Annotated in this window: 18 protein-coding genes; 8 read left to right on the forward strand and 10 right to left on the reverse strand. The window is 74.2% G+C overall.

All coding sequences use genetic code 11. From position 1 onward, the window contains the following. Nucleotides 1-151 precede the first annotated feature (151 nt). Complete coding sequence (locus tag ACZ5CZ_RS08660; protein ID WP_468940506.1) at nucleotides 152-2164, reverse strand: ATP-binding cassette domain-containing protein; 2013 nt, start codon at nucleotides 2162-2164, stop codon at nucleotides 152-154. Nucleotides 2165-2380: 216 nt separating this feature from the next. On the opposite strand from ACZ5CZ_RS08660, the gene ACZ5CZ_RS08665 reads away from it, so the two are divergent. From ACZ5CZ_RS08665 to ACZ5CZ_RS08675, 3 genes are all read left to right on the forward strand, one after another. Beyond that, nucleotides 2381-3571: an NAD(P)/FAD-dependent oxidoreductase gene (locus tag ACZ5CZ_RS08665; protein ID WP_468940509.1), complete on the forward strand. Its 1191-nt coding sequence runs from the start codon at nucleotides 2381-2383 to the stop codon at nucleotides 3569-3571. A gap of 10 nt (nucleotides 3572-3581) precedes the next feature. Further along, entirely contained in the window at nucleotides 3582-4520 is a 939-nt protein-coding gene (locus ACZ5CZ_RS08670; protein ID WP_468940512.1) for a sigma-70 family RNA polymerase sigma factor, read from the forward strand. Nucleotides 4521-4729: 209 nt separating this feature from the next. Further along, nucleotides 4730-6130, forward strand: a complete 1401-nt coding sequence (locus tag ACZ5CZ_RS08675; protein WP_468940514.1) for an NAD(P)/FAD-dependent oxidoreductase — start codon at nucleotides 4730-4732, stop codon at nucleotides 6128-6130. Between the two features lie 12 nt (nucleotides 6131-6142). Here the strand turns inward: ACZ5CZ_RS08675 and ACZ5CZ_RS08680 are convergent, their stop codons facing one another. The 5 genes from ACZ5CZ_RS08680 to ACZ5CZ_RS08700 all read right to left on the reverse strand — a co-directional run bounded on the left by ACZ5CZ_RS08680 (nucleotide 6143) and on the right by ACZ5CZ_RS08700 (nucleotide 11873). Then, nucleotides 6143-7594: an amidase gene (locus ACZ5CZ_RS08680; protein ID WP_468940517.1), complete on the reverse strand. Its 1452-nt coding sequence runs from the start codon at nucleotides 7592-7594 to the stop codon at nucleotides 6143-6145. A gap of 59 nt (nucleotides 7595-7653) precedes the next feature. After that, complete coding sequence (locus ACZ5CZ_RS08685; RefSeq protein ID WP_468940519.1) at nucleotides 7654-8763, reverse strand: alpha/beta fold hydrolase; 1110 nt, start codon at nucleotides 8761-8763, stop codon at nucleotides 7654-7656. Between the two features lie 198 nt (nucleotides 8764-8961). Beyond that, nucleotides 8962-9711 carry a thioesterase II family protein gene (locus ACZ5CZ_RS08690; RefSeq protein ID WP_468940522.1) on the reverse strand — a complete coding sequence of 250 codons (750 nt, stop codon included), beginning with the start codon at nucleotides 9709-9711 and terminating at the stop codon, nucleotides 8962-8964. After that, nucleotides 9708-9959, reverse strand: coding sequence for a DUF5132 domain-containing protein (locus ACZ5CZ_RS08695; protein WP_468940525.1), 252 nt, complete (start codon nucleotides 9957-9959; stop codon nucleotides 9708-9710). The genes ACZ5CZ_RS08690 and ACZ5CZ_RS08695 overlap by 4 nt, the downstream gene beginning before the upstream one ends. 105 nt (nucleotides 9960-10064) lie before the next feature. Continuing rightward, entirely contained in the window at nucleotides 10065-11873 is a 1809-nt protein-coding gene (locus ACZ5CZ_RS08700; protein ID WP_468940528.1) for a DUF885 domain-containing protein, read from the reverse strand. A gap of 156 nt (nucleotides 11874-12029) precedes the next feature. On the opposite strand from ACZ5CZ_RS08700, the gene ACZ5CZ_RS08705 reads away from it, so the two are divergent. The 5 genes from ACZ5CZ_RS08705 to ACZ5CZ_RS08725 all read left to right on the forward strand — a co-directional run bounded on the left by ACZ5CZ_RS08705 (nucleotide 12030) and on the right by ACZ5CZ_RS08725 (nucleotide 18962). After that, on the forward strand, nucleotides 12030-13628 hold the full coding sequence (locus tag ACZ5CZ_RS08705) for an ABC transporter substrate-binding protein (RefSeq protein WP_468940531.1): 1599 nt from the start codon (nucleotides 12030-12032) through the stop codon (nucleotides 13626-13628). A 34-nt stretch (nucleotides 13629-13662) separates the two neighbouring features. Continuing rightward, nucleotides 13663-14649, forward strand: coding sequence for an ABC transporter permease (locus tag ACZ5CZ_RS08710; protein WP_385846003.1), 987 nt, complete (start codon nucleotides 13663-13665; stop codon nucleotides 14647-14649). 85 nt (nucleotides 14650-14734) lie between these two features. Then, the gene (locus ACZ5CZ_RS08715) at nucleotides 14735-16594 is read left to right on the forward strand and encodes a dipeptide/oligopeptide/nickel ABC transporter permease/ATP-binding protein (protein ID WP_468940534.1); all 1860 of its coding nucleotides are present in this window, start codon (nucleotides 14735-14737) and stop codon (nucleotides 16592-16594) included. Continuing rightward, nucleotides 16591-17631: an oligopeptide/dipeptide ABC transporter ATP-binding protein gene (locus ACZ5CZ_RS08720; protein ID WP_468940537.1), complete on the forward strand. Its 1041-nt coding sequence runs from the start codon at nucleotides 16591-16593 to the stop codon at nucleotides 17629-17631. The genes ACZ5CZ_RS08715 and ACZ5CZ_RS08720 overlap by 4 nt, the downstream gene beginning before the upstream one ends. After that, nucleotides 17628-18962: an NAD(P)/FAD-dependent oxidoreductase gene (locus tag ACZ5CZ_RS08725; RefSeq protein ID WP_468940540.1), complete on the forward strand. Its 1335-nt coding sequence runs from the start codon at nucleotides 17628-17630 to the stop codon at nucleotides 18960-18962. The genes ACZ5CZ_RS08720 and ACZ5CZ_RS08725 overlap by 4 nt, the downstream gene beginning before the upstream one ends. Nucleotides 18963-19024: 62 nt before the next feature. On the opposite strand, the gene ACZ5CZ_RS08730 is transcribed toward ACZ5CZ_RS08725, so the two are convergent. From ACZ5CZ_RS08730 to ACZ5CZ_RS08745, 4 genes are read right to left on the reverse strand one after another with little or no spacing between them, the layout of a single operon-like run. Continuing rightward, the gene (locus ACZ5CZ_RS08730) at nucleotides 19025-19213 is read right to left on the reverse strand and encodes a hypothetical protein (protein ID WP_468940542.1); all 189 of its coding nucleotides are present in this window, start codon (nucleotides 19211-19213) and stop codon (nucleotides 19025-19027) included. 31 nt (nucleotides 19214-19244) lie between these two features. Then, complete coding sequence (locus ACZ5CZ_RS08735; RefSeq protein ID WP_385845997.1) at nucleotides 19245-19982, reverse strand: SRPBCC family protein; 738 nt, start codon at nucleotides 19980-19982, stop codon at nucleotides 19245-19247. A 30-nt stretch (nucleotides 19983-20012) separates the two neighbouring features. Next, nucleotides 20013-21260: a cytochrome P450 gene (locus ACZ5CZ_RS08740; RefSeq protein ID WP_468940544.1), complete on the reverse strand. Its 1248-nt coding sequence runs from the start codon at nucleotides 21258-21260 to the stop codon at nucleotides 20013-20015. A gap of 10 nt (nucleotides 21261-21270) precedes the next feature. Next, nucleotides 21271-21486, reverse strand: a complete 216-nt coding sequence (locus ACZ5CZ_RS08745; RefSeq protein ID WP_385845994.1) for an MbtH family protein — start codon at nucleotides 21484-21486, stop codon at nucleotides 21271-21273. Between the last annotated feature and the right edge of the window lie 4 nt (nucleotides 21487-21490).

Raw genomic sequence — 21490 nt, forward strand, 5'->3', positions numbered from 1 at the left:
GCCCGACCCGGCCATGCCGTACCCCTTCCCGCAGAACCCCTCGGCGTCTTTGCCATGTCTCGGCCTCCCACACCTCGGGACCCCGCAAACGCGCTACTCCGGAACGTTCAAGACATTTCGCCGCACGTGCCCCGTCGGCCTCCACGGCCGCTCATCCCGGTGCCGCCTCCGCCGCGGACGAGCCGGCCTGGTACGCGGCCGCCTGGAGGGTGAACATCTGCGCGTACTCGCCGCCGAGTGCCATGAGTTCGCCGTGCGTCCCCGCCTCGATGATCCTGCCGTCGGCGAAGACGTAGATGGCGTCGCAGTCCACGACCGAGGCGAGGCGGTGGGAGATCAGGACGGTGATGCGGTCCGGGCGGTGCTTGCCGCGCAGCACGGTCCGGTAGACGGCGTGCTCGGCGCGCGGGTCCATGCTCGCGGTCGGCTCGTCGAGGATCAGCACCAGGCCGTCCTTGTACTCGCCCCGGCCGACGGCCAGCTTCGCCCACTGGCCGGCCGAGAGTTCCTGGCCGCCCCGGAACCGCTTGGACAGGGTCGCGGTCCAGGTGCCGGGCAGGGACGCGATCACCCGGTCCGCGCCCGAGGCGGTGGCGGCCTCCAGGACCCTGGCCGGATCCGCCTGGGTGAGGGTGCCGCGGGAGACGGTGATGTTGGACAGGGCGGAGAACGGATACCGCGTCGGATCCTGGAGGACGGACGCGACCCGGGCCTGGACGGACTCCGCGTCGTACCGGGTCAGCGGCACCCCGTCCCAGCGGATCTCGCCCTCGGTGGGGTCGTACAGGCCGGCCAGCAGCTTGGAGCAGGTGCTCTTGCCCGAGCCGTTCGCGCCGACGAACGCGACGGTCTGCCCGGCGCGCAGGGTCAGGCTGATCCCGGCGAGCGCGGGCGTGTCCTTGCCGGGATACGTGTAGTGCACGTCGTCGAAGGTGATCGCCGCGACCGTCCGCGGGGCCTGCACGCCGGTCCGGCGCGGCAGGACCCCGCGGCAGCGCTCCTGGTGCTCCAGCAGGTCGCCCACCCACAGGCTCGTCTCGTACAGCAGGTGGGCCACGTCCACGACCCGGGTCATGGCGGACCGGGCGCTCTGCAACGCCAGCACCGCACCCGCACCGGCGGCGAGCGGCAGCCAGCCGTGGATCAGCATCAGGCCGAGCACCACGTAGGTGACGCCCGTCCCGATCCCGCCGGCGCTGCGGCCGATCAGCGACAGCCGGGCCTCGGCGAGGTTCAGCCGGACGTCCTCCGCGGTGATCTGCTCGGTGAGCCGGCCGTGCTCGTCCAGCAGTGCCTGCTGGGCGGTGTGGGAGCGCAGCTCCGCGGCGGTGTCCCGGTCCAGCATCAGCCAGGAGAACACCTCGGTGCGCCGGGACATCTCGTTGAACCGGCGGAAACTGTGGAAGCGGGCCTTCGCCGACTTCACCGCCGCCGCGCCCACCGGCAGCACCGACAGCGGGAGCAGGACCAGCAGCAGCGGATGCAGGACGGCGAGGACGCTCGCGGTGCCGATCAGCACCAGCGCCGCAGAGGCGAGGGTGACCACGTGCCCGACGATCTGCCGTGCGTAGTGCAGCCCCTGGTTGCGCGCCCGGTAGCAGTCGTCCTGCCAGGTCGGGCTGTCCACGGCCTCCAGCCTCACATGCGAGGTGAGCCGGTAGAACTCCCGTTCCAGCGCGGCGCGGATCAGCGGCGTCAGCCGGCCCTGGGCGACGGTGACGCCGTACTCCAGCAGGGCGCGCACCGACAGGACGACGACCACCAGGACCAGCTGCGGAACGGCGGCGCGCACCCGCTCGGGGGTGGGGCCGTCGGCGAGGATGTGCTGGGCCACCCCGACCGTGGCGACGAGCCCGAACGCGGACATCACGGCCGAGGCGGTCTGGAGCACCGCCAGGGCGAGGGTGGCCGGCCGGCTCGCCCGCCATGCGAAGCCGCCCACCCGCCGCACCGTGCGGGGCAGTTCGGCCAGAATCTGCCCCAGGCCGGCGCGGGCGGACGCGCCCTGGTGCAGCAGCCACCAGGCCTCGACCATCTCCTCGCCGTCGTCCGCGTGCTGCGCGATGGCCGCGATCGTCGCGGGCGGCGACGGCAGGTCCTCGGCGCGCGGCCGCGGCACCCCGGCCGGCGCCGCAGGAGGCTGGTCCCCGGTCCGTTCGCTCACTCTGTCCTCCCCGCCGGTCGTCGAACGCTCAAGGAAACGACCGCCTGCCGTGGCCCGTAACGGCCGGATCCGGGCAAACTGCCGCACCGGCTCCCGGCTGCCCCGGACGCTCGGTCAGCGTCCTCGGTCCGGTGACCCGCATCACACCCGGCGCCTGTCAGCAAAGGGGCCGCCGTCTCGTTCAAGGGGCACGCGAACGAGACAGGAGCGATCGTCATGAAGCACCGCATCGTCGTCCTCGGCGCCGGATACGCCGGGGCCTTCAGCGCCGGCAGCCTGGCCCGACGGCTCTCCCCGGCCGACACCGAGATCACCGTCGTCAACGCCGTGCCCGACTTCGTCGAGCGGATGCGGCTCCACCAGCTCGCGAGCGGCCAGGACATCGCGTTCCAGGGGCTCGCCGACGTCTTCGCGGGCACCGGCGTACGGCTGCGCCTGGCGCGCGTCACCGGCGTCGACCCCGAGCGCAGGACCGTCGCGGTGACCGGCGAGGACGGCGACGGCGAACTCGCCTACGACACGCTGCTCTGGACGCTCGGCAGCTCCGTGGCCCGCCACGGCGTTCCCGGGGTGGCCGAATACGGCTATGACGTGACCGGCCGCTCCTCGGCGCTGCGGCTGCGCGAACGCCTGGCCGGCCTGGGCCCCGGCGGTACCGTGCTCGTGGTCGGCGAGGGACTGACCGGCATCGAGACCGCCACCGAGTTCGCCGAGTCCCGGCCCGACCTCTCGGTCGCGCTCGCCGCCCGCGGCGAGTTGGGCGCCTGGCTCTCCCCGCGGGCCCGCCGGCACCTGCGCCAGGCCTTCGACCGGCTCGGCGTCACCGTCCACGAACACACCGCCATCGAAGCCGTCGAGCCGGACCGGGCGATCGCCGCCGACGGCAGGACGCTCCCGGCCGATGTGACCGTGTGGACGGCCGGGTTCGCCGTGGACTCCCTCGCGGCCGCCGCCGGCCTGGAGGTCGCCGAGACCGGCCAGATCCTCGTCGACCGCTCCATGCGCTCGGTCTCGCACCCGGACGTCTACGCGGCCGGCGACTGCGCCTACGCGATCGGCGAGAACGGCCGGCCGATGCCGATGTCCTGCGCCTCGGCCGGCTACACCGGCATGCAGGCGACCGCCGCGATCGTCGCCCGCCTGACCGGCGGCGAGGTCCCGGCCGTCGGGCTGAAGTACTACGGCAACCACATCAGCCTCGGGCAGCGGGACGCGATCTTCCAGATGGTGGACGGGGACGTCCGGTCCAAGTCCTGGTACCTGGGCGGCCGGACCGCCGCGTTCCTCAAGTCGGGCGTGCTCAAGGGATCCGGGTGGAGCATCGCCCACCCGACCTTCGGCATGCCGACGCGCAGGCGCCGTCTGGCCACCGCCCCCGACCGCTCCGGGGTGCGGGCCGCCGCCTAGGCTGCACCGCATGGACACCGCAGCCATCGACCGGTTCGAGGCCAGCCGGGGCCGATTGGCCTCCCTCGCGTACCGTCTGCTCGGCTCGGCCGCCGACGCCGAGGACGCCGTACAGGACGCGTTCCTGCGCTGGCAGGCCGCCGACCGCGCCACGGTCGAGGTGCCGGAGGCGTGGCTGACCAAGGTCGTCACCAACCTCTGTCTGGACCGGCTCCGTTCGGCGCAGGCGCGCCATGAGCGCGCCGCCGGGGACTGGCTGCCCGAGCCGCTGCTCGAGGGCGACCCGATGCTCGGCCCCGCCGACACCTTCGAGCAGCGTGAGTCGGTGTCCCTGGCGGTCCTGATGCTCATGGAGCGCCTCTCGCCGGTCGAGCGGGCCGTGTACGTCCTGCGCGAGGCCTTCTCCTACCCCCACGCCGAGATCGCCGCGATCCTCGACATCACCCCGTCCGCGAGCCAGCAGCACGCCCACCGGGCCCGGCGCCGGGTCGCCGCCGAGCGACGGGGCGGCGGCGAGGTGGACGCCGCGTCCGCGCGCCGTATCGTCGAGGAGTTCCTCGCCGCCGCCACTTCGGGACGCACCGAACGGCTGGTGGCGATGCTCACCGACGACGTGACCGCGGTCTCCGACGGCGCCGGGCTGGCCAGGCGGCTGCTGCGGTACACCACGCGCGAGCGGGTCGCCTCCTTCGTGCGGGCCGGCTTCAAGCCCACCGAGGCCAAACGGCGGCTGGCCGGCGGCTCGGTCGCGCTGCACGCCGCGCTGGTCAACGGCTCCCCGGCCGTCGTCGCCGTGGTCGGCGACCGGGTCGTGGGCGCCGTGGCGTTCGGCGTCAGCGACGGCAGGGTCGCGTCCCTGCACGGCATCGCCGCCGCACGCCGGCTCGCGCGCCTCGACGCGGCCTGGCGGCAGCACGGATCCGACGAGCCGGTCGTCAGCGCCTGGTGAGCGGAGCCGGCGCAGCCAGGTGACCTGGTCCTGCTGGTCCGCCGGCGGACCGATCGCGTGGTGCCGAGGAAGCCGAGCGGCACAACGCCCGCCCAGGCCACGGAGGCAGAGGGCACCGGACATCTGCCCGGCGACAGGCGGTCTTCCCGGCGGGCGGCGCGGGACTGTTCACTGGCGGCGTCACGCAGTCCCGAGCCGGGGAGGCCGTCATGCCCGACGTACCACCGATGGAGGAGACGGACGTGCTGGTCGTGGGCGGCGGCCCGGCCGGCGCGACGGCCGCCGCGCTGCTCGCCCGCGAGGGCTTCGACGTCACCCTGCTGGAAAAGGATCGTTTCCCCCGCTACCACATCGGGGAGTCCCTCCTGCCGTCCCTGCTGCCCCTGCTGGACCTGCTCGGCGCCCGGGAGACCATCGAGGAACGCGGCTTCGTCCGCAAACAGGGCGCCTACTACGACTGGGGCGGCCAGCAGTGGCAGCTGACCTTCGACGACCTCGGGCCCGACGCGCCCTACAGCTTCCAGGTCGTCCGCGCGGAGTTCGACCAGGCCCTGCTGGAGCACGCCCGCGGCCAGGGCGTACGGGTCCACGAGGAGACCGCGGTCCGCGCCGTCGACCTCCCCGACGGCCGGGCGAGCGCCGCCACCTGGGCCGACCGGGCCGGCCGGCAGGGCCGGATCGTCTTCCGGTACCTGGTGGACGCCTCCGGCCGCGCCGGGCTGGTGACCGCACGGCACTTACGCACACGCCGGTTCCACGACGCCTTCCGCAACGTCGCCACCTGGACCTACTGGCGCGGTGCCGCACCTGCCGCGGACGCGCCGGACGGGGCGATCAGCCTGCACTCCCTGCCCGACCACGGCTGGTTCTGGGCCATCCCCCTGCACGACGGCACCCTCAGCGTCGGCCTGGTCACCGACAAGCACTCCTTCACCCTGGCCCGGCAGGCGCTCGGCGGCACCGAGCAGCTCTACGCCGACCGGCTGCTCCACGCCCCCGCCCTGGCCCGCCTGCTGACCGACGCCGAACAGACCACCGCGCTGCGGGTGGAGAGCGACTACTCCTACACCGCCGACCGCTTCGGCGGGCCGGGCTGGTTCGCCGCCGGCGACGCGGCCTGCTTCCTCGACCCCCTGCTGTCCACCGGCGTCCATCTCGCCATGTACAGCGGCCTGCTCTCCGCCGCGGCCATCGCCGCCGCCCTGCGCGACGAAGCCACCGAGGCCGAGGCCACCGCCTTCCACCAGGGCGCCTACCAGCACGCCTACGAACGCCTCCTCATCCTCGTCGGCGCCTTCTACGACATCCACCAGGGCCGCGACGCCCACTTCCGCCGCGCCCAGCACCTCAGCCACCGCGACCAGCAGCCCCTGCGCCTGCACGAGTCGTTCCTCAACATCGTCACCGGTGTCGAAGACCTCCACGACAGCCGGGACGACACCGTCCCCCGCCTCTTCCACGCCCTGCGCGACCCCCTGCCCGGCCACCGGCGCGTGGGCCTCGGAGGCCACGGCGCGAGCCGGCTGACCCCCTGGCCCACCACCCCCGACCGGGCGATCGCCGGCCTGCGCCTGACCCTGGAACCCCGCCTGGGCCTGCGCCGGGGATAGGGCGCCGCCGCCCTACCGCGGTGCCTGGAAGCCGCCGATCCTCTCCTCGAGCAGTTCCGCTAGTCGCAGCGGGGTGCGGTCCTCGAACATCGGGCCGATCAGCTGCACTCCCACCGGAAGACCCTCGGGGGACCGGCCCGCCGGTACGGCGGTGGCGGGCAGGCCGGGCATGGTCGCCACACCGGCCCACACCAGCTGGTCGAGGTAGGGGTACGCCACGCCGTCGATGTCGATCCGGCGTGCCAGCGGATCGGGATGGTGGTCGTGCGGGAACGCGGGGGTGGGCGTGATGGGACACACCACGGCGTCGAACTCTGCGAAGAGCCGCCGCCAGCCCTGCCGGTGGAGTTCGCGACGGCTGTTCGCCGCCACCCAGTCCCGGTGGCTGAACACCATGCCGCGCAGCCGCTCCGCGTGCAGACTCCGGTCGTCCGCGCTCAGCCCGGCGACACGGGCCCGCAGCTGCTCGTACGCCGCGTCGGGAAAACGCGCGACGGCACCCGAGAACCACAACTGCATGTAGATCACCGCGGCTTCGGCCAGGTCGGGCAGCAGCGGACTGTGCCGTTCGACGCGGGCGCCGCCGTCGGCAAGCGCCTCGGCCACCCGGCCGACGGCCGCCCGCACGGCGGAGCCGGTCGGGATGAACGGATGCTCCTCCAGGACCAGCACCCGGAAGTCGCGGAGCCGCTCGTGGCGCGCGGGCGGCAGCCTCAGGTCGTACGCCACACCGTGCGTCAGCGGGTCCGGACCGGCCATCACGTCGAGCAGCAGCGTGAGGTCGCGGGCACTGCGCGCCATCGGACCGACGACGGCGAGGTCCTGGTCGACCGGCAGCGCCGGCCCGGGCGGCGGGACCATGCCGCGGTTCGCCGCCAGCCCCAGGGTCGGCTTGTGCGCGTAGACACCGCAGAAGTGTGCCGGGGTGCGCAACGAGCCGCCGATGTCGGAGCCGATGGACAGCGCCCCGAACCCGGCCGCCAGGGCCGCCGACGATCCGCCGGAGGACCCGCCCGCCGTACGGCCGTGGTCCCACGGGTTGTTGGTGGTGCCGTAGATCTCGTTGAAGCTCTGTATGTCCTGGAGTCCCACGGGCACATTGGTCTTGCCGAGCACCACCGCGCCCGCGGCCCTGAGCCGCGACACCTGCACCGCGTCCTCGGCCGGTAGGTAGTCCCGGTGCTGGGGTATGCCCCAGGTCGTGGGCAGTCCGGCGATGTCGTACGACTCCTTGACCGTCACCGGGATGCCGAGCAGCGGCCGGTCCTCACCGCGGGCGCGCGCCCGGTCGGCATCGCGCGCGGCGGCCCGCGCACGGTCGAAGTCCGGCACACAGATCGCGTTGACCGCCGTGTCCTCCCGCTCGATACGGGCGATCGCCTGGTCGGTCAGTTCCGCCGAGGACACGTCACCGGCACGCATGGCAGCCGCGAGTTCCCCGGCCGTCTGAAAGGTCCACTCCATGATCCGGACCGTACCGGCCGCTCGCACAGGCCACGAAACACCGTTGCACGCAACGGGTTTCACAGCAGTGAGCCCACCACCTGCACCACGAAATCGGGGACCCGGTCCGGGAAGTCGTGGCCGGTTCCCTCCGGGGTGTGGACCTTCCGGGACGCGCTGGAGGCGGCGAGGTAGCGGTCGCGCACGGTGAGGAAGAAGTGCCGTACCCGGGCGCTCTCCACCGGATCGTCGACCGCGTCGAAGAGGTGGTCACCGCCCGTCAGATCCCGGGGTGCCACCAGGAGGAGGGGCAGCGCGCCGAGTTCGCCGTCGTGGACGACCGTCTGCCAGCCGTCCCGGGTGATACCGGCCGGCGACAGCTCCCGCAGGATCGACGCCGCGGCGCAGTGCGCCCGGGTCCGGGTCTCGACGGCCGCGAGCACATGCATCGGGTCCTGTGGAGCGTGCGCCCCGTTCCTGGGGGCGAGGGCGTGCAGGCCGAACAGGTGGCGCAGCGCGAGGACGGTCTGTCCCCGCGCGGCGTGCCGCAGGGTCCCGAGGGAAGGGCCGAAGGCGACGACGTCGGGCGGGGTGGGATCGAGCAGCACCAGACCGGCCACCAGGTCGGGGCGGCGCCGGGCGGCGTTGGCCATGAGCAGTCCCCCGAAGGAGTGCCCCACGAGGACGTAGGGACCCGTTTCGCCGGCCCGCTCCAGCGCCGTGAGCAGTTCGACCGCCTCGGCCGCTGTCGTACGCGGGAACGGGCCCGGGTCGCTCCAGCCGGAGCCCGGACGGTCCACCAGGACCGAACGCGTGCGTTCCCGTGCCAGCGCGTGCAGCCGGTGCATGGCGTACCCGCCGGCATGGCCGCCCGGCATCCACACCACGGTGGGCCCCGGTCCGGCGTCTCCCTCGGCGAGGACATGCATGCGGTAGCCGCCCACGTCGGCCAGGCGCCCGGGCGGCGGATACCGCTTTTTCACCCGGGCCACATGCACCAGATGGCGCAGCGCCCCGAAGCCGAGCACGAGGGCCGCGGCGCAGAGCACACCGCCGAGAACGCGCCAGCCGGTTCCCAGGGTGACGCACCACGCGCCCACGGCCGCCGTCAGCAGGGCGATGGCCAGCCCGGCCCAGTCCCGGCTGAGCAGCCGGAGCACCGTGTCGGCGACATGCGTGCCCGGTCGCATGGGTTCCCTCTCCGTCCCGCCCTCGTGGCCGCTGCCCGGGACACCGCGCATCTCGGCGGCCGGCACGAGCATCGTCCCCCGGAAACCCCGCGGGCGCCATGCGGAGCGCGGGGCCCCGCCCTCCGCCCTCCGCCACGGCCGCAGGCGCAGCCGCCGGGGCCGAGACGCCGACCCGCCGCGGCGGGCCTGCCCCGCGCCCTACGCGCGGGTGAGGCGTGCCGCCACGTCCACGACCACCTCGGCCTCCCCGGGCACCAGATAGAAGTGGTCCCCGGGGAACGCGCGCAGCTCGAAGGAGCCCGGGGCCGTCAGGTCGGACCAGGCGAGGACGTCGTCGAGTGCGCAACTGGTGTCGTCCCGGCCGGCGTACGCGGTGATCGGTGCCTTCACCGGAGCCGGACGCACGGGCCGGTAGCCCTCGATGAGCCGGTAGTCCGCGCGGAGGGCGGGCAGCAGCAGATCACGCAGCTCGGGGATGTCGTAGGCCTCCGAGTGCAGGTCTCCGAGCTGCCGGACGTGGGAGATCAGGCTTTCGTCGTCGGCGCGGTGCAGTGCGCCGCGCCCGGCCCGCTGGGGGGCCGCGTGCGCGGAGACCAGCAGGTGTTCGGGGACGACACCGCGGGCCTCCAGCCGTAGCGCCAGCTCGTAGGCGACGCAGGCGCCCATGCTGTGTCCGAAGAGCGCGAGCGGCCGGTCGAGCCAGGGCTGGAGCGCGTCCGCGATCAGCTCGGCCAGGGTGTCCATGGAGTCGATGCAGGGCTCCGCGAGCCGGTCCTGGCGGCCGGGGTACCGCACGGCGAGCACCTCGACGTCCTCCGGCAGCAGCGCGGGCCAGCCGTGGAACAGCTGTGCCGTGCCACCGGCGTGCGGCAGACACACCAGTCGGAGTACGGGGTCCGCCGCGCGCCGGTGGACACGGAACCACTTCGTCGCGTCATGTGCCGTCATGGCCCGGCCGTCCGCGCGGCGCCGCCGCCGTCCTCGGCTCCGTACATCGCCCGGGCGGCGAGGATCTCGGCGGTCGCCTCGGACGCGAGACCCTGGATCTCCTCGCTCGCTTCGTGGACGGCCTTCCTGACCTCGAGTCCCAGCCCCACCGACGTCTTGACGAGCCCGTGGAGGACGGGTTTGCCCACCTTCTTGACCAAGGACGCGGTGAGCAGGCCGATCAGGAACGGAGGCACGACAGGCGGCATGGCAGGACATCCTTCTCTTCTGCCGAGGCGGCGACGAGGGAAAGGGCGACGGGATCACAGACAGTATCCGGGTTTGCGCGCACGGTCGCCGGTTCCGCCGTGCCTTCACCCGTTCGAGGAGAACGGTGCTCCCGTGACGGGCTGTTCCGGGCCCGCACCGGTGGCCGGACGCCCGTGCAGTTCTCTCGCCAGCCGTCGGCGCAGGGCGGGAAACGGCAGCGTGCCGCCGGCCAGCACGGCCTCGTGGAAGGCGCGGACGTCGAACGCGGCGCCGGCGTCGCGCTCGTACGCCGCCCGCAGTGCCGTGAACTCGGCATGCCCCGCCCGGTACGACAGCGCCTGTCCGGGCAGATCGGTCGCATAGCGCAGCAGCTCGGTGGTGATCTGTTCCTCGGACTCGGCTGCCGCGTGGGCCTGCATGAAGGCGCGCGCCTGCTCCAGCGTCATCGTGCCGAGGTTGAGACCGGTGTCCACGACGAGGCGCTGCGCGGTGAAGCGTTCATGGGCCAGGCGTCCGTACGCGTCCCACGGGTCCTCGTACAGCCCCATCTCCCAGCCGAGCCCTGCCGCGTACTCCGCCCAGCCCTCCTGGAAGCCGTCGAAGACCGCCAGTTCGCGGCGCAGGTCGGGCAGCGCGGTGTTCTCCGCCTGACGGGCGAGGTGGAAGTGGTGTCCGGGCGCGAGTTCGTGGTAGATCAGCGCGGCCGCCCCGAGCAGCGACCGGTGCGCCAGGTCCGAGGCGTTGTAGCGGTAGCGCCCCCTCGGCCGCGCGGCGGTCGGCGGTTCGTAGTAGCCGAACGTCATCGACGCCTCCAGCGCCGGATCGAGGCGGGCCACGCCGTAGGGCGCGCGCGGCAGGACCGCGAACCAGCGCGGCAGCAGCGGCGCGAGCCGGTCGAGGTGTCCGTGGTAGCGCGCCTCGACCTCCTCGGGGGTGGTGGCGTACAGGCGGGGCTCGGTCGCGAGCCGTGCGTGGAACTCCGCCTCGGTCCCCGTGAAGCCGAGGGCGTCCCGCATCTCCCGCATCCGTTCGCCGAGTTCGCGGCAGTGCTCCCGGCCGAGCTGGTGGAGGCGTTCGGGCGGTGTGTCGCCGGAGGTGTAGGTCCTGACGAAGGACCGGTACGCGGCTTCGCCTTCCGGGTGGTGGGCCCAGCCGACGGCCTGCGGGGCCCGCCCGGCGTAGTCGGGGTCGGCCACGAGGGCGAGGAGTCGGTCGAAGGCCGGCTCCAGCTCGGTGGCCACCAGCTCCGCCACCGTGTCGCACAGCCGGCCCCGGCCGGCCGCGTCGAGCCGGGTGAGCCGGCCGGCGTCCACGCGGACATACCGTGCCGCCGACGCCCGCAGGCGGGTGAGGGTGGTCCGGACCCCGGCCAGCGCCGGTGCCGGGACGCGGAAGCCCCGTGCCGCCTGCCCCGCGGCCTTGTCACCGATCGTCCCGACACAGCGGGCCAGATCCCGTACAAGGGACAGGTACCGGTCCACGTCGGCGCGGCTCTCGATGCCGAACGGGCGGAAGACCGTGTCCCCGTACTGCTGGAGATGGAAGACCTGGTACGGCGTGGCGGTGGGGGTGAGCCAGTGGAAGCGTCCCGCCTCCGCCTCCTGCTCGGCCAGCGCCCGGAGGAAGCCCGCGGTGTCGGCGGCGGGACCGGGCAGCTCCGTGGGCCGCAGCGTGTCCAGCCGGTGCAGCACCCCCGCCGCGAACCCCGCGCGCTCGTCCGCCTCCGCGGCGGACACCCCCGGCAGCGACTCGACCGGCAGCCCGCGGCGGGTCCGCAGCGCCGGCTCGCGCGCGAGCAGGAAGTCCCAGTAGGAGTCCGCGAGCCGGCCGACCTCCCGCGCCGCCGAGCCGTCGGGGGAATGCGCCTCGCGTGCCGCCGAGCCGTCCGGGGAGTCCGCTGAGTGGTTCGCCATGGAGCCAGTGTGCGCGCCAGGTGACGCCGCATCAGAACCGGAGATCAACCGCGCGCCGGGCGGCCTCACTCGGACGGGGGAATTCGCCCGGCCCGTGTCCGCCCTGCCCTCGAGAGCCGGTCCGGGGCCCGCGGTCCCGGTGGCACGATGAACGCCATGCACCGCCGAACCGCGTCGTTGCCCAGGGCCCGGTCGGCCGTGGTGGCGTCCGCCGCCGTCGTGTCCGCCGTGCTGGCCGGTTGCGGCGGCGGCGACGTGTCGTCGACCCGCACCCCCGTCGTCGTGGGGGGAACCGTCACGATCGCCACCGCGTCCGAGACCCCGAGCTTCCATCCCTACGCGCAGTTCGGCTCCGCCCTGGCTCCTTACGCCTACGACTCGTTGGTCGGTGTGGCACCGGACGGACGCGTGGTCTCCGGGCTGGCCGAGACGTGGCGGGCCGGAGCCACCACCGCGCGTTTCACCCTGCGCAAGGGCGTGACCTGCTCCGACGGCACGGTCCTCACGGCCTCCGGGGTGGCCCGGTCCCTGACCTATGCGAGCGATCCCCGCAACCGGCTCGTCGGCGCCCGGGCGGCACTGCCCGGTGTGCCCTTCACGGTGTCCGCCGACGACGCGGCCCGGACGGTGTCGGTGCGGATGGCGTCGCCGTACAGCTTCGTCCTGCGCACGATCGGTCTGCTGCCCGTCGTCTGCCCCGCCGGGCTGGCCCGTCCCGGCGCGCTGGACAGGAGCACGGCGGGCACCGGGCCGTATGTGCTGAGCGGTTACACCTCGGGCGGCCCGTACCTCTTCACCCGGCGCAAGGGGTACGCGTGGGGGCCGGGCGGAGCGACCAACGCGGCCGCGGGCCAGCCCGAGCGGATCGTGGTGTCGGTGGTGCCGCAGGAGTCCACGGCGGCGAACCTCCTCCTCACGGGCGGGGTGAACATCGCGACGGTGACCGGCCCCGACCGGGCGCGGCTGTCCGGCCACGGCCTGGCCACCGCCCAGGTGCCGACCGTGGTGGGGCTGACCTTCTTCAACGAGCGTCCCGGGCGGCCCCTGAGCGATCCCGGCCTGCGGCGGGCTCTGGTGGGCGCCCTGGACCGCAAGGGCCTGGCCAATGTGGCGATCGGCGGCGACGGAACACCCGCCGACCATCTGACCGCCGCGGACTCCGTCTGCCACGCCGACGTGGCGGACGGGAACCTGCCCTCGCACACCGCCGTGCCGGCCCTGCGTGCCGCGGGCTGGACGAAGGACGCGCGGGGGAGACTGGTGAAGCACGGCAGACCGCTGCGGCTGCGGCTGCTCAGCAGCGCCGACCTCGGCTCCACCCTTCCCTCGGTCGCCGAACTGATGGCCGCTTCCTGGCAGGCGCTGGGCGCGCAGGTCGACCTGGTCAGCGAGGGCCGCAACGCGCTGGTCCAGGCCATGTACCAGAGCGGGGACTTCGACGTCGTGGTCGGCAGCTCACCGGGTCCGCCGCTGCCCGCGCAGCTCGTCCCGTACTTCTCCGGCCCGGCGCCGTCCGCGGGACTGAACTTCGCGCACGTCACCAACCCCGCGTACGACCGCTTCGTCGCCCGCGCCCTGCGCGCCGCGGGCACGGCCAGCTGCGCGGACTGGAACAAGGCGGCCGCGGCGCTGTTCCGCTCGGCCGACGCGCTGCCCGTCGCGGACGGCACGAGCACCGTGTACGGCTACCGGACGACCTTCGCCGTCGCGCCCGGCGGCCGGATCGTACCGACCAGCATCCGCCTGCACCGATAGCGGCGGCGACCGCTCCCAGCCGAGGAGAACTCCCATGACGACCGTGTCCGCGCGGCTCGCCGCCCTGGCCCGGCGCCACCCGTGGGTGGTGTTCTGCTGCCGGCGTGCGGTGCGGCTCACGGTCTCCCTCTTCGTGGTCGTCACCGCTTCCTTCGCGATGATCCGGCTGGTGCCCGGCGACCCCGTCCGGGCCGCGCTGGGCGTGGACGCACCGCCGGACCTCGTGGCGGCGAAACGCCACCAACTCGGCCTGGACGGCGCCCTGCTGACGCAGTACCGGCAGTACCTGCGGCAGCTGGCCCACGGGGACCTCGGTGTCTCCCTGGTGACCGGCGAGCCGGTGGCCGACCTGATCAGGGCGCGTCTGCCGGCCACCTTGCTGCTCGCCGTCCTGGCCTTCGGCTGCGTCCTGCTCGTCGCCCTCCCCGGAGGGCTGCTCGCCGCGGTGTGGACCCGCGGAGGGCGGCGGCCCCGGGCGGAACTGGCCTTCACCGCCACCACCTCCGTCCTCGCGGGCCTGCCGGACTTCGTGCTCGCGGCGGGGCTCACCGCGGGGCTGGCGGTCGCCCTGCCCGTCTTCCCGGCCGCCGGCGACCTCGGCCCCCGGTCCTATGTGCTGCCCGTGCTCGCCCTGGCGCTCGCCCCGACCGCGGTCCTGCTGCGGATCGTCCGGGTGGAGACGCTCAAGGTCCTCGCGACGGACTATGTGCGTGCCGCCCGCGCGAAGCGGCTGCCCGCCGTGGCGCTCTGTCTGCGCCATGTGGCACCGAACACGCTGACCGCCTCGCTCACGCTCGGCGGGAATCTGCTGCCCGCCCTGATCGCGGGGACCGTCCTGGTCGAGAAGGTGTTCGCCTGGCCCGGCATCGGTTCGGCGATGGCCCAGTCCGTGGCCGCGCAGGACTACGCGGTCGTCGAGGCGTCGGTCCTGGTGCTGGGCTCGGCCGTCCTGGTGGTGAACTTCCTGGTCGATCTGGCCCTCGCGCTGCTCGACCCCCGCTCGGTCATCCGGAAGACGTGATCCGATGGTGCTGACCTCCCCCGCCCCTTCCCCGTCGCGTGCCGCCGGCCGAGCGCGCGCGTCCCGGTCGGGCTGGACCTCGCCGATGGGCGTGATCACCCTGGTGATGCTCGGATCGCTCGCCGTGCCGGCCGTCGTGGGCACGGCGCTGTGGGGGCGGGCCGGCCACCGCGCAGACCCGTCGGCGGTGCTGCAAGGACCCACCGCCGCCCATCTGCTCGGCACCGACCATCTCGGGCGGGACCTGCTCGCCCGGCTGCTCTCGGCGACCTGGCTCTCCCTGCTGCTGGCCGTCGCGGCCACGCTCCTCGGGGCGGCCGCCGGCATCACCCTGGGCGCGCTCACCGCCGTCGTGGGCGGGCGCGCCCGCCGCCTGCTGGGAGCCCTGATCAACCTCCTGCTGGCCTTCCCCGCGCTTCTCGTCGCGATGTTCTTCGCGGCCCTCTTCGGCGCGGGCGCCGCCGGGGCGGTGGGCGCGCTCGCCGTGGCCGGTGCACCGGGCTTCGCGCGGATCACCCAGACCCTCGCCGCCGCGGTCGCCGGAACCGACTTCATGGCGGCGGCACGCGTGCTGGGCCTGCGCCGCCACCGGCTCCTGCTGCGCCATGTCCTGCCCCACATCGCCGAGCCCCTGCTGCTCAACACCACCGTCGCCGCGGGCTCGGCACTCGTGGCGCTGTCCGGACTGAGCTTCCTCGGCCTGGGGGTGCAGCCCCCGTCGTACGACTGGGGGCTGCTGCTGAGCCAGGGACTGGACCGCATCTACACCGAACCACTGCCCGCCGTGGCACCCGGCATCGCCATCGTCTACGCCGCGGTGGCCTTCCAGCTGCTGGGCGAGATGCTCGCCGGAGCCGCCGCCCGCCGGCCCCGCCCGTACCGGCCGGACGGACCCGCGCCGCGCCCGGCACACCCCGCCCGCCCGGCGGCCGCGGACCACGTCCTGGAGGTGGAGGACCTGCGGGTCGTCCTGCCCACGGCGGACGGGGTCCTTCGGCCGGTCCGCGGTGTCACCCTCGCACTGCGCCGTGGTGAGATGACCGGCCTGGTCGGCGAGTCCGGCTCCGGCAAGTCGCTGACCGCGCTCGCCCTCGCCGACCTGCTGCCGGACGGCGCCCGCGCGACCTGGCGCACCCACCGGTTCCTCGGCACGGACACCGAGTCCCTGTCCCGCGCGGAGCGACGCCGGCAGCTGGCGACGGGACTGGCGATGATCTTCCAGAACCCGGCCTCGGCCTTCAACCCCGCGCTCCGCATCGGGACGCAGATGACGGAGGCCGTGCGCACCCACCGGGGCACCCCCCGCGCCACAGCCGTCGAACAGGCCCTTGCGGAGCTTCGGCGGGTCGCGCTGCCCGGCGGGCGCCGGCTGCTGCGGTCCCGCCCCTTCCAGCTGTCCGGCGGTCAGCGCCAGCGCGTGGCGATCGCCGCCGCCGCGATGCTGCGGCCCGACCTCGTCATCGCGGACGAGCCGACGACCGCCCTGGACGTCACCGTGCAACGGCAGATCATGGACCTGCTCCGCCGGCTCCGGCACGACGACGGCACCGCCATCCTCTTCATCAGCCACGACATCGCCCTGGTCGCCGACGCCTGCGACCGGGTGCTCGTCATGTACGGCGGAACGATCGTGGAGAACCTCCCGGCCCGCGACCTGGCGACCGGCGCCCGGCACCCGTACACGCGGATGCTCGTCGCCTCCGTACCGGACCTGACCGCGGACCGTGACCGCCCCCTACGCGCCATCGAGGGAGGGCCGCCCGATCCGAGCGGTGCGGCCCCCGGCTGTCCGTTCCACGACCGATGCCCGCACCGGCTGGACCGGTGCGCCGTGGAGATCCCCGAGCTGTCCCCGCTCGGCCCGATGCACGACGTCGCCTGCTGGCGGCCGCTGCCCCCGGAACCGCTCCCCGGACGGCGTGCGACCGAGGAGGCCGGGACATGACGGAGCGGACAGGGCTCGCGCTGTACGACGTCACCGTGCGCCACCACGGGCCGTCCGGGCCGGTCACCGCGGTGGACGGGGTGTCACTGGAGGTTCCCCCGGGCACGACGGTCGGGCTGGTCGGCGAGTCCGGTTCGGGAAAGTCCACGCTGGCCCGCGCGGTCGTCGGACTGGACAGCCCGTGTGCCGGGCGGATCACGGTCGGCGGCCGGGAGTACCGCGGGCGCCGGGCCGCCGACCGCCGCCGGCTGGGGCAGCAGGTCCAGCTGGTCTTCCAGGACCCGGACACGGCACTGGACCCGCGGATGACGGTCCGCCAGTCGCTCGCCGAATCGGCCGGGGCCTTCGTCCGGCTGGACCGCCGCAGCCGCGAACAGCGCGTCAGGGGACTCCTGGAACTGGTCGGTCTCGACGCCGGCTGCGCCGACCGCGTGCCGCGGCAGCTGTCGGGCGGCCAGCGCCAGCGCGTGGCCGTCGCCCGCGCGCTCGCCGTCGATCCGGCGGTGCTCGTCGCCGACGAGGTCACCTCGGCTCTCGACATGTCCGTCCGGGCCGCGCTCCTCACCATGCTCCGGGACCTCCAGCGGCGCATGGGCTTCGCCATGCTGTTCATCAGCCACGACCTCGCCGCCGTCCGCCATGTGTCGGACGCCGTCGCCGTGATGTACCTCGGCCGGATCGTCGAGACCGCCGCCACCGAGCACCTGCTGCGCAGCCCCCGGCATCCCTACACCCGGGCGCTGCTGTCCGCCGTACCGAGCCTGCGCGCCGGGCCCCGGCCGGTCGGTGAACCGCTCCTTCCCGGAGAGCCGCCCGACCCCGCAGCGCCACCGTCCGGATGCCGCTTCCACCCGCGGTGTCCCGTCGGGCCGAACCGCCGCCCCGGTCGGGACGTCTGCGCCGCGCGGGACCCCCAGCAGGACGCGGCCGGGCAACCGCACCGCGCCGCCTGCCACTTCCCCCAGGGCGCCGACGGCGTTCAGCGGGACGCGAACGGCGACCGGGCTCCGGGGAACCCCCGGGAGCTGCCGTCATGACGGCCCGGGAACCGGACGCGCCGCCGTCCGGCGCGGACGCGGTCGTCGTGGGCGCCGGTGTGATCGGTGCCGCCGTGGCGCTGGAACTGGCGCGCACCGGGCGGCGCGTGGTGACCGTCGACAAGTCCGGCGGCGTCGGCCACGGATCCACCAGCGCGTCCAGCGCCGTCATCCGGTTCAACTACTCGACCTGGGACGGAGTCGCCACCGCCTGGGAGTCCCAGCACTGCTGGGCAGGCTGGGCGGAGCACCTGGACACCGCGCACGGCCCCGGCCTGGCGGCGTTCCGGCGCACCGGTGCCGTCCTCCTCGACCCGCCGGGCGACGGCGTATCGCAGGTCGTCGCCCTGTTCGAGCGGGCCGGCGTGCCGTACGAGCGCTGGGACGCGGAAACGCTGCGCAGCCGGATCCCCGGCATCGACACGGGACGCTACGGCCCGCCCCGGTCCCTGCGCGACGAGGAGTTCTTCTCCGGCCCGCACGGGGAGCTGGGGGCGCTGTTCACACCCGACGCGGGCTTCGTCGACGATCCCCAGCTCGCCGCCCGCAACCTCGCGGACGCCGCTGCCCGCCTCGGGGCGCGCTTCCTCTTCCATCGCACGGTCGTCGGCGTCCTGCGCCGCGCGGACCGGGTGGCGGGCGTCCGGCTCGCCGACGGCACCGAGATCACCACACCGGTGGTGATCAACGCCGCCGGTCCCTGGTCGGGCGCGTTCAACCGGATGGCCGGGGCCGGGGCCGAGTTCACCGTCGGGGTGCGTCCGCTGCGCCAGGAAGTCCACCAGCTGACCGCACCGGGAGGCCGGAGCGGCGCCGAGGCCGGGCCCGGCCCGGTCGTGGCCGACGTCGACCTCGGGACCTATCTGTGCCCCCGCGACGGACACCTCCTCGTCGGCAGCACACTGCCGGCCTGCGACCCGCTGGAGTGGCTGGAGGATCCCGACCTGTGCAACCCGCACCCGACGCCCGCCCGGTTCGACACCCAGGCCACCCGGGCCGCACGCCGCTTCCCGCTGCTCGGGGTGCCCAACCGGCCGACCGGCATCGCCGGCGTCTACGACGTCGCCGACGACTGGTGCCCCGTCTACGACCGCACCGATCTGCCCGGCTTCTACGTCGCCATGGGAACGAGCGGCAACCAGTTCAAGAACGCCCCGCTGGCGGGCCGGTTCCTCGCCACCCTGGTCGACCGGGTCGAGGCCGGCCACGACCACGACCGCGAACCGTTGCGGTACACGGGTGAACACACCGGCCTCGCCATCGACCTGGGCGCCTTCTCCCGCCGACGGCCCGTGGCCGAGGGCGCCGCCGCCCGCTCCGTCATGGGCTGACGTGCCGCGGAGGCGACGCGGGGCCGGTGCCGTCCGACACCGGCCCCGTGACACCGGCAGGGCTACCGGCGGCCGCGTGCCAGGGCGGAGCCGAGCTTGGAACTCAGCACCGACAGGAAGGTCGGGAGCCTGTCCACAGCGGACTTGGGCACAGGGGTGACCTGGACGGTGCCCCGCACCACGTCCTGCACCACGAGCTTGTAGGCACCGTCCTCCTCGACGAGTTCGGCGGCGTAGACGAGTCTTTCCACAGCGGTCCTTCGGGTTGTGCCGGGCGAGGAGTCACGCGCCGTTGAGCCAGGCGTTCCACGCCTTGGTGGCCCGCTCCTCGTCCGCGTCCTCGGCGAACAGGTGATGGCCCAGCCAGATCGGCCAGTTCCAGGTGCTGCCGTTGAAGAACCGGTACAGCGCGTCCGGGCCGCGCAGGCCGACGAAGTCGGGGCTCAGCCAGTCCACGACCACCTCCTCCGGGCCGCCGTCCGCGCCCGGGAGGCCGAGCGACAGCCGGTCGCCGACGGCCGTGTCCTCGGCGAGGCCGAGGCGCCGGCGCAGCGCGGCGAAGTCGGCGGGGTCGTCGGTGCGCTCGGCGCGCCCGGTCTTGACGTAGACGGCGGGGCGCCCGGCGAAGTGCCGCAGATACTCGGCGAGGCTGTGCTGGTAGAAGTCGACGTGCTTCTCGGCCGCGTCCGCCTTGGTGTCCCAGTACTCGTCGACCACTCCGGTGTGCACCCAGTGGATGCCCATCCGCAGGTGGCTGGTGCCGTCCTCGCGCGGCTCGATCCGGTAGCTGAGCGTGTTGGAGAACCCGTCGTCCAGGGCGACGCGCGCGGCGAAGTGGTGCGGCGGCTCCCAGGCCACGACGGTGCCGTCGGCGCGGCTGACCTTTCCGCCGACACGCGGCTCGACCTCCATGGGGTACAGCCAGCCGAGGTTGCCGGCGCCGGTGGCGACCGCGTCCCAGACCTGCTCGGGCGGGGCGGGCAGGTCCTGCTCCCGGCGGACCTCGAACTCTCGGGCCATGCTCGGTTCTCCTTCGTCGTCGTTCAGGTGTCAGTAGGTGAGCGGGAGGGCGCAGAGCCGCCGTTGCAGCGGGTTGGGCCGCCATTCCAGGGCCGCCCCGTCGGCCAGGCGCAGCCGCGGCAGCCGGCGGACCAGCGTGCCGATGGCCACCTCCGCCTGGAGCCTGGCCAGCGGAGCGCCGAGGCAGAAGTGCGGGCCGTTGCCGAAGCCGAGGTGCCGGTGGCCGGCCCGGGCGAGGTCGAGCCGGTCGGGGTCCTCGAAGCGCTCGGGATCGCGGTTGGTCGCGGCGAGGAACAGGTACACCAGCTCGCCCTCGCGCAGCGTCCGCCCGCCGATCTCGACGTCCTCGGCGACGACCCGGACGATCGCCTGGGTCGGCGTGTCGTAGCGGGTGAGTTCGTCCACGGCCGTGCGGATCAGCGCCGGGTCCGCACGCAGCCGGGCCAGCTGGCCGGGGTGGCGCAGCAGCGCGAGCATGCCGTTGCCGACCAGGTGGGTGGTGGTCTCGTCGCCGGCGGTGATCAGCACGAAGCAGGTGGACAGCAGTTCGGAGTCGGTGAGCCGGTCGTCCTGCGCCTGCGTCGCGACCAGGGCGCTGACCAGGTCGTCGCCCGGGTCGGCCCGGCGCCTGCGGACGAGCCGGGCGAGGTACTCCTCGTACTGCCCGATCGCCGCCTCGGACTTGTCGATGTCCTCGGAGAGCCGGCCGAAGCGCCGGAACCAGCTCTTGACCTGCGGACGGTCCTCGTCCGGGATGCCGAACAGCTCGCAGACGACGGACAGCGGCAGCGGGGAGGCGACCGCCTCGATCAGGTCCATGGACGGGCCCGCCGCGACCGCCTCGTCGACGAGCCGGTCGACGATCCGCTGGATGCCCTCGCGCAGCGCCTCCACCCGCCGGGCGGTGAAGGCGCGGTTGGCGAGCTTGCGCAGCCGGGCGTGGTCCGGCGGGTCGGTGTTGGTCATCACCCGGCCCAGTCGGTCGGTGAGCCGGCTGAAGGCCTTCAGATCGCCGCCGAGCCTTTCGTAGGCGCGGGTCATCCGGTCCCGGTCGTTGGACAGCCGCAGGTCTCCCAGGGCCGCCTCGACATCGGCGTACCGGGTGAGATACCAGATGCCCTGCGCGCTGCGGTGGACCGGGCTCTCGCGCCGCATGCGGGCGTAGACCGGGTACGGGTCCCGGCGGGCCTCGGGGGTGAGCAGGGCTGCGGCGAGGTCGTCGGGCCGGGCGGGGCCCGCGGCTTCGCGGGTCCCGCCCAGCGTGTCGGTGGAGGTCACGTCGGCCGCGCTACCGCTGGGCGTCCATGGCGTCGGCGAGGCTCCTGGGCCGCATGTCGGTCCAGGACCGCTCGACGTACTCCAGGCACGCGGCCTGGCCGTCGGGGCCGTGGACGACGGTCCAGCCGTCCGGCACGTCCGCGAACTGCGGCCACAGCGAGTGCTGGTTCTCCTCGTTGACGAGTACGAGGAAGGTGCCGTCCTGGTCGTCGAACGGGTTGGTCATGGGG

This window comes from Streptomyces sp. NPDC031418, assembly GCF_055581605.1.

What these genes read in the sequence shown, in the direction of transcription:
- ACZ5CZ_RS08665 (WP_468940509.1), top strand. Translation starts at nt 2,381, where the DNA reads ATGAAGCACCGCATCGTCGTCCTCGGCGCCGGATACGCCGGGGCCTTC.
- ACZ5CZ_RS08670 (WP_468940512.1), top strand. Translation starts at nt 3,582, where the DNA reads ATGGACACCGCAGCCATCGACCGGTTCGAGGCCAGCCGGGGCCGATTG.
- ACZ5CZ_RS08675 (WP_468940514.1), top strand. Translation starts at nt 4,730, where the DNA reads ATGCCCGACGTACCACCGATGGAGGAGACGGACGTGCTGGTCGTGGGC.
- ACZ5CZ_RS08680 (WP_468940517.1), bottom strand. Translation starts at nt 7,594, where the DNA reads ATGGAGTGGACCTTTCAGACGGCCGGGGAACTCGCGGCTGCCATGCGT.
- ACZ5CZ_RS08685 (WP_468940519.1), bottom strand. Translation starts at nt 8,763, where the DNA reads ATGCGACCGGGCACGCATGTCGCCGACACGGTGCTCCGGCTGCTCAGC.
- ACZ5CZ_RS08690 (WP_468940522.1), bottom strand. Translation starts at nt 9,711, where the DNA reads ATGACGGCACATGACGCGACGAAGTGGTTCCGTGTCCACCGGCGCGCG.
- ACZ5CZ_RS08695 (WP_468940525.1), bottom strand. Translation starts at nt 9,959, where the DNA reads ATGCCGCCTGTCGTGCCTCCGTTCCTGATCGGCCTGCTCACCGCGTCC.
- ACZ5CZ_RS08700 (WP_468940528.1), bottom strand. Translation starts at nt 11,873, where the DNA reads ATGGCGAACCACTCAGCGGACTCCCCGGACGGCTCGGCGGCACGCGAG.
- ACZ5CZ_RS08705 (WP_468940531.1), top strand. Translation starts at nt 12,030, where the DNA reads ATGCACCGCCGAACCGCGTCGTTGCCCAGGGCCCGGTCGGCCGTGGTG.
- ACZ5CZ_RS08710 (WP_385846003.1), top strand. Translation starts at nt 13,663, where the DNA reads ATGACGACCGTGTCCGCGCGGCTCGCCGCCCTGGCCCGGCGCCACCCG.
- ACZ5CZ_RS08715 (WP_468940534.1), top strand. Translation starts at nt 14,735, where the DNA reads ATGGGCGTGATCACCCTGGTGATGCTCGGATCGCTCGCCGTGCCGGCC.
- ACZ5CZ_RS08720 (WP_468940537.1), top strand. Translation starts at nt 16,591, where the DNA reads ATGACGGAGCGGACAGGGCTCGCGCTGTACGACGTCACCGTGCGCCAC.
- ACZ5CZ_RS08725 (WP_468940540.1), top strand. Translation starts at nt 17,628, where the DNA reads ATGACGGCCCGGGAACCGGACGCGCCGCCGTCCGGCGCGGACGCGGTC.
- ACZ5CZ_RS08735 (WP_385845997.1), bottom strand. Translation starts at nt 19,982, where the DNA reads ATGGCCCGAGAGTTCGAGGTCCGCCGGGAGCAGGACCTGCCCGCCCCG.
- ACZ5CZ_RS08745 (WP_385845994.1), bottom strand. Translation starts at nt 21,486, where the DNA reads ATGACCAACCCGTTCGACGACCAGGACGGCACCTTCCTCGTACTCGTC.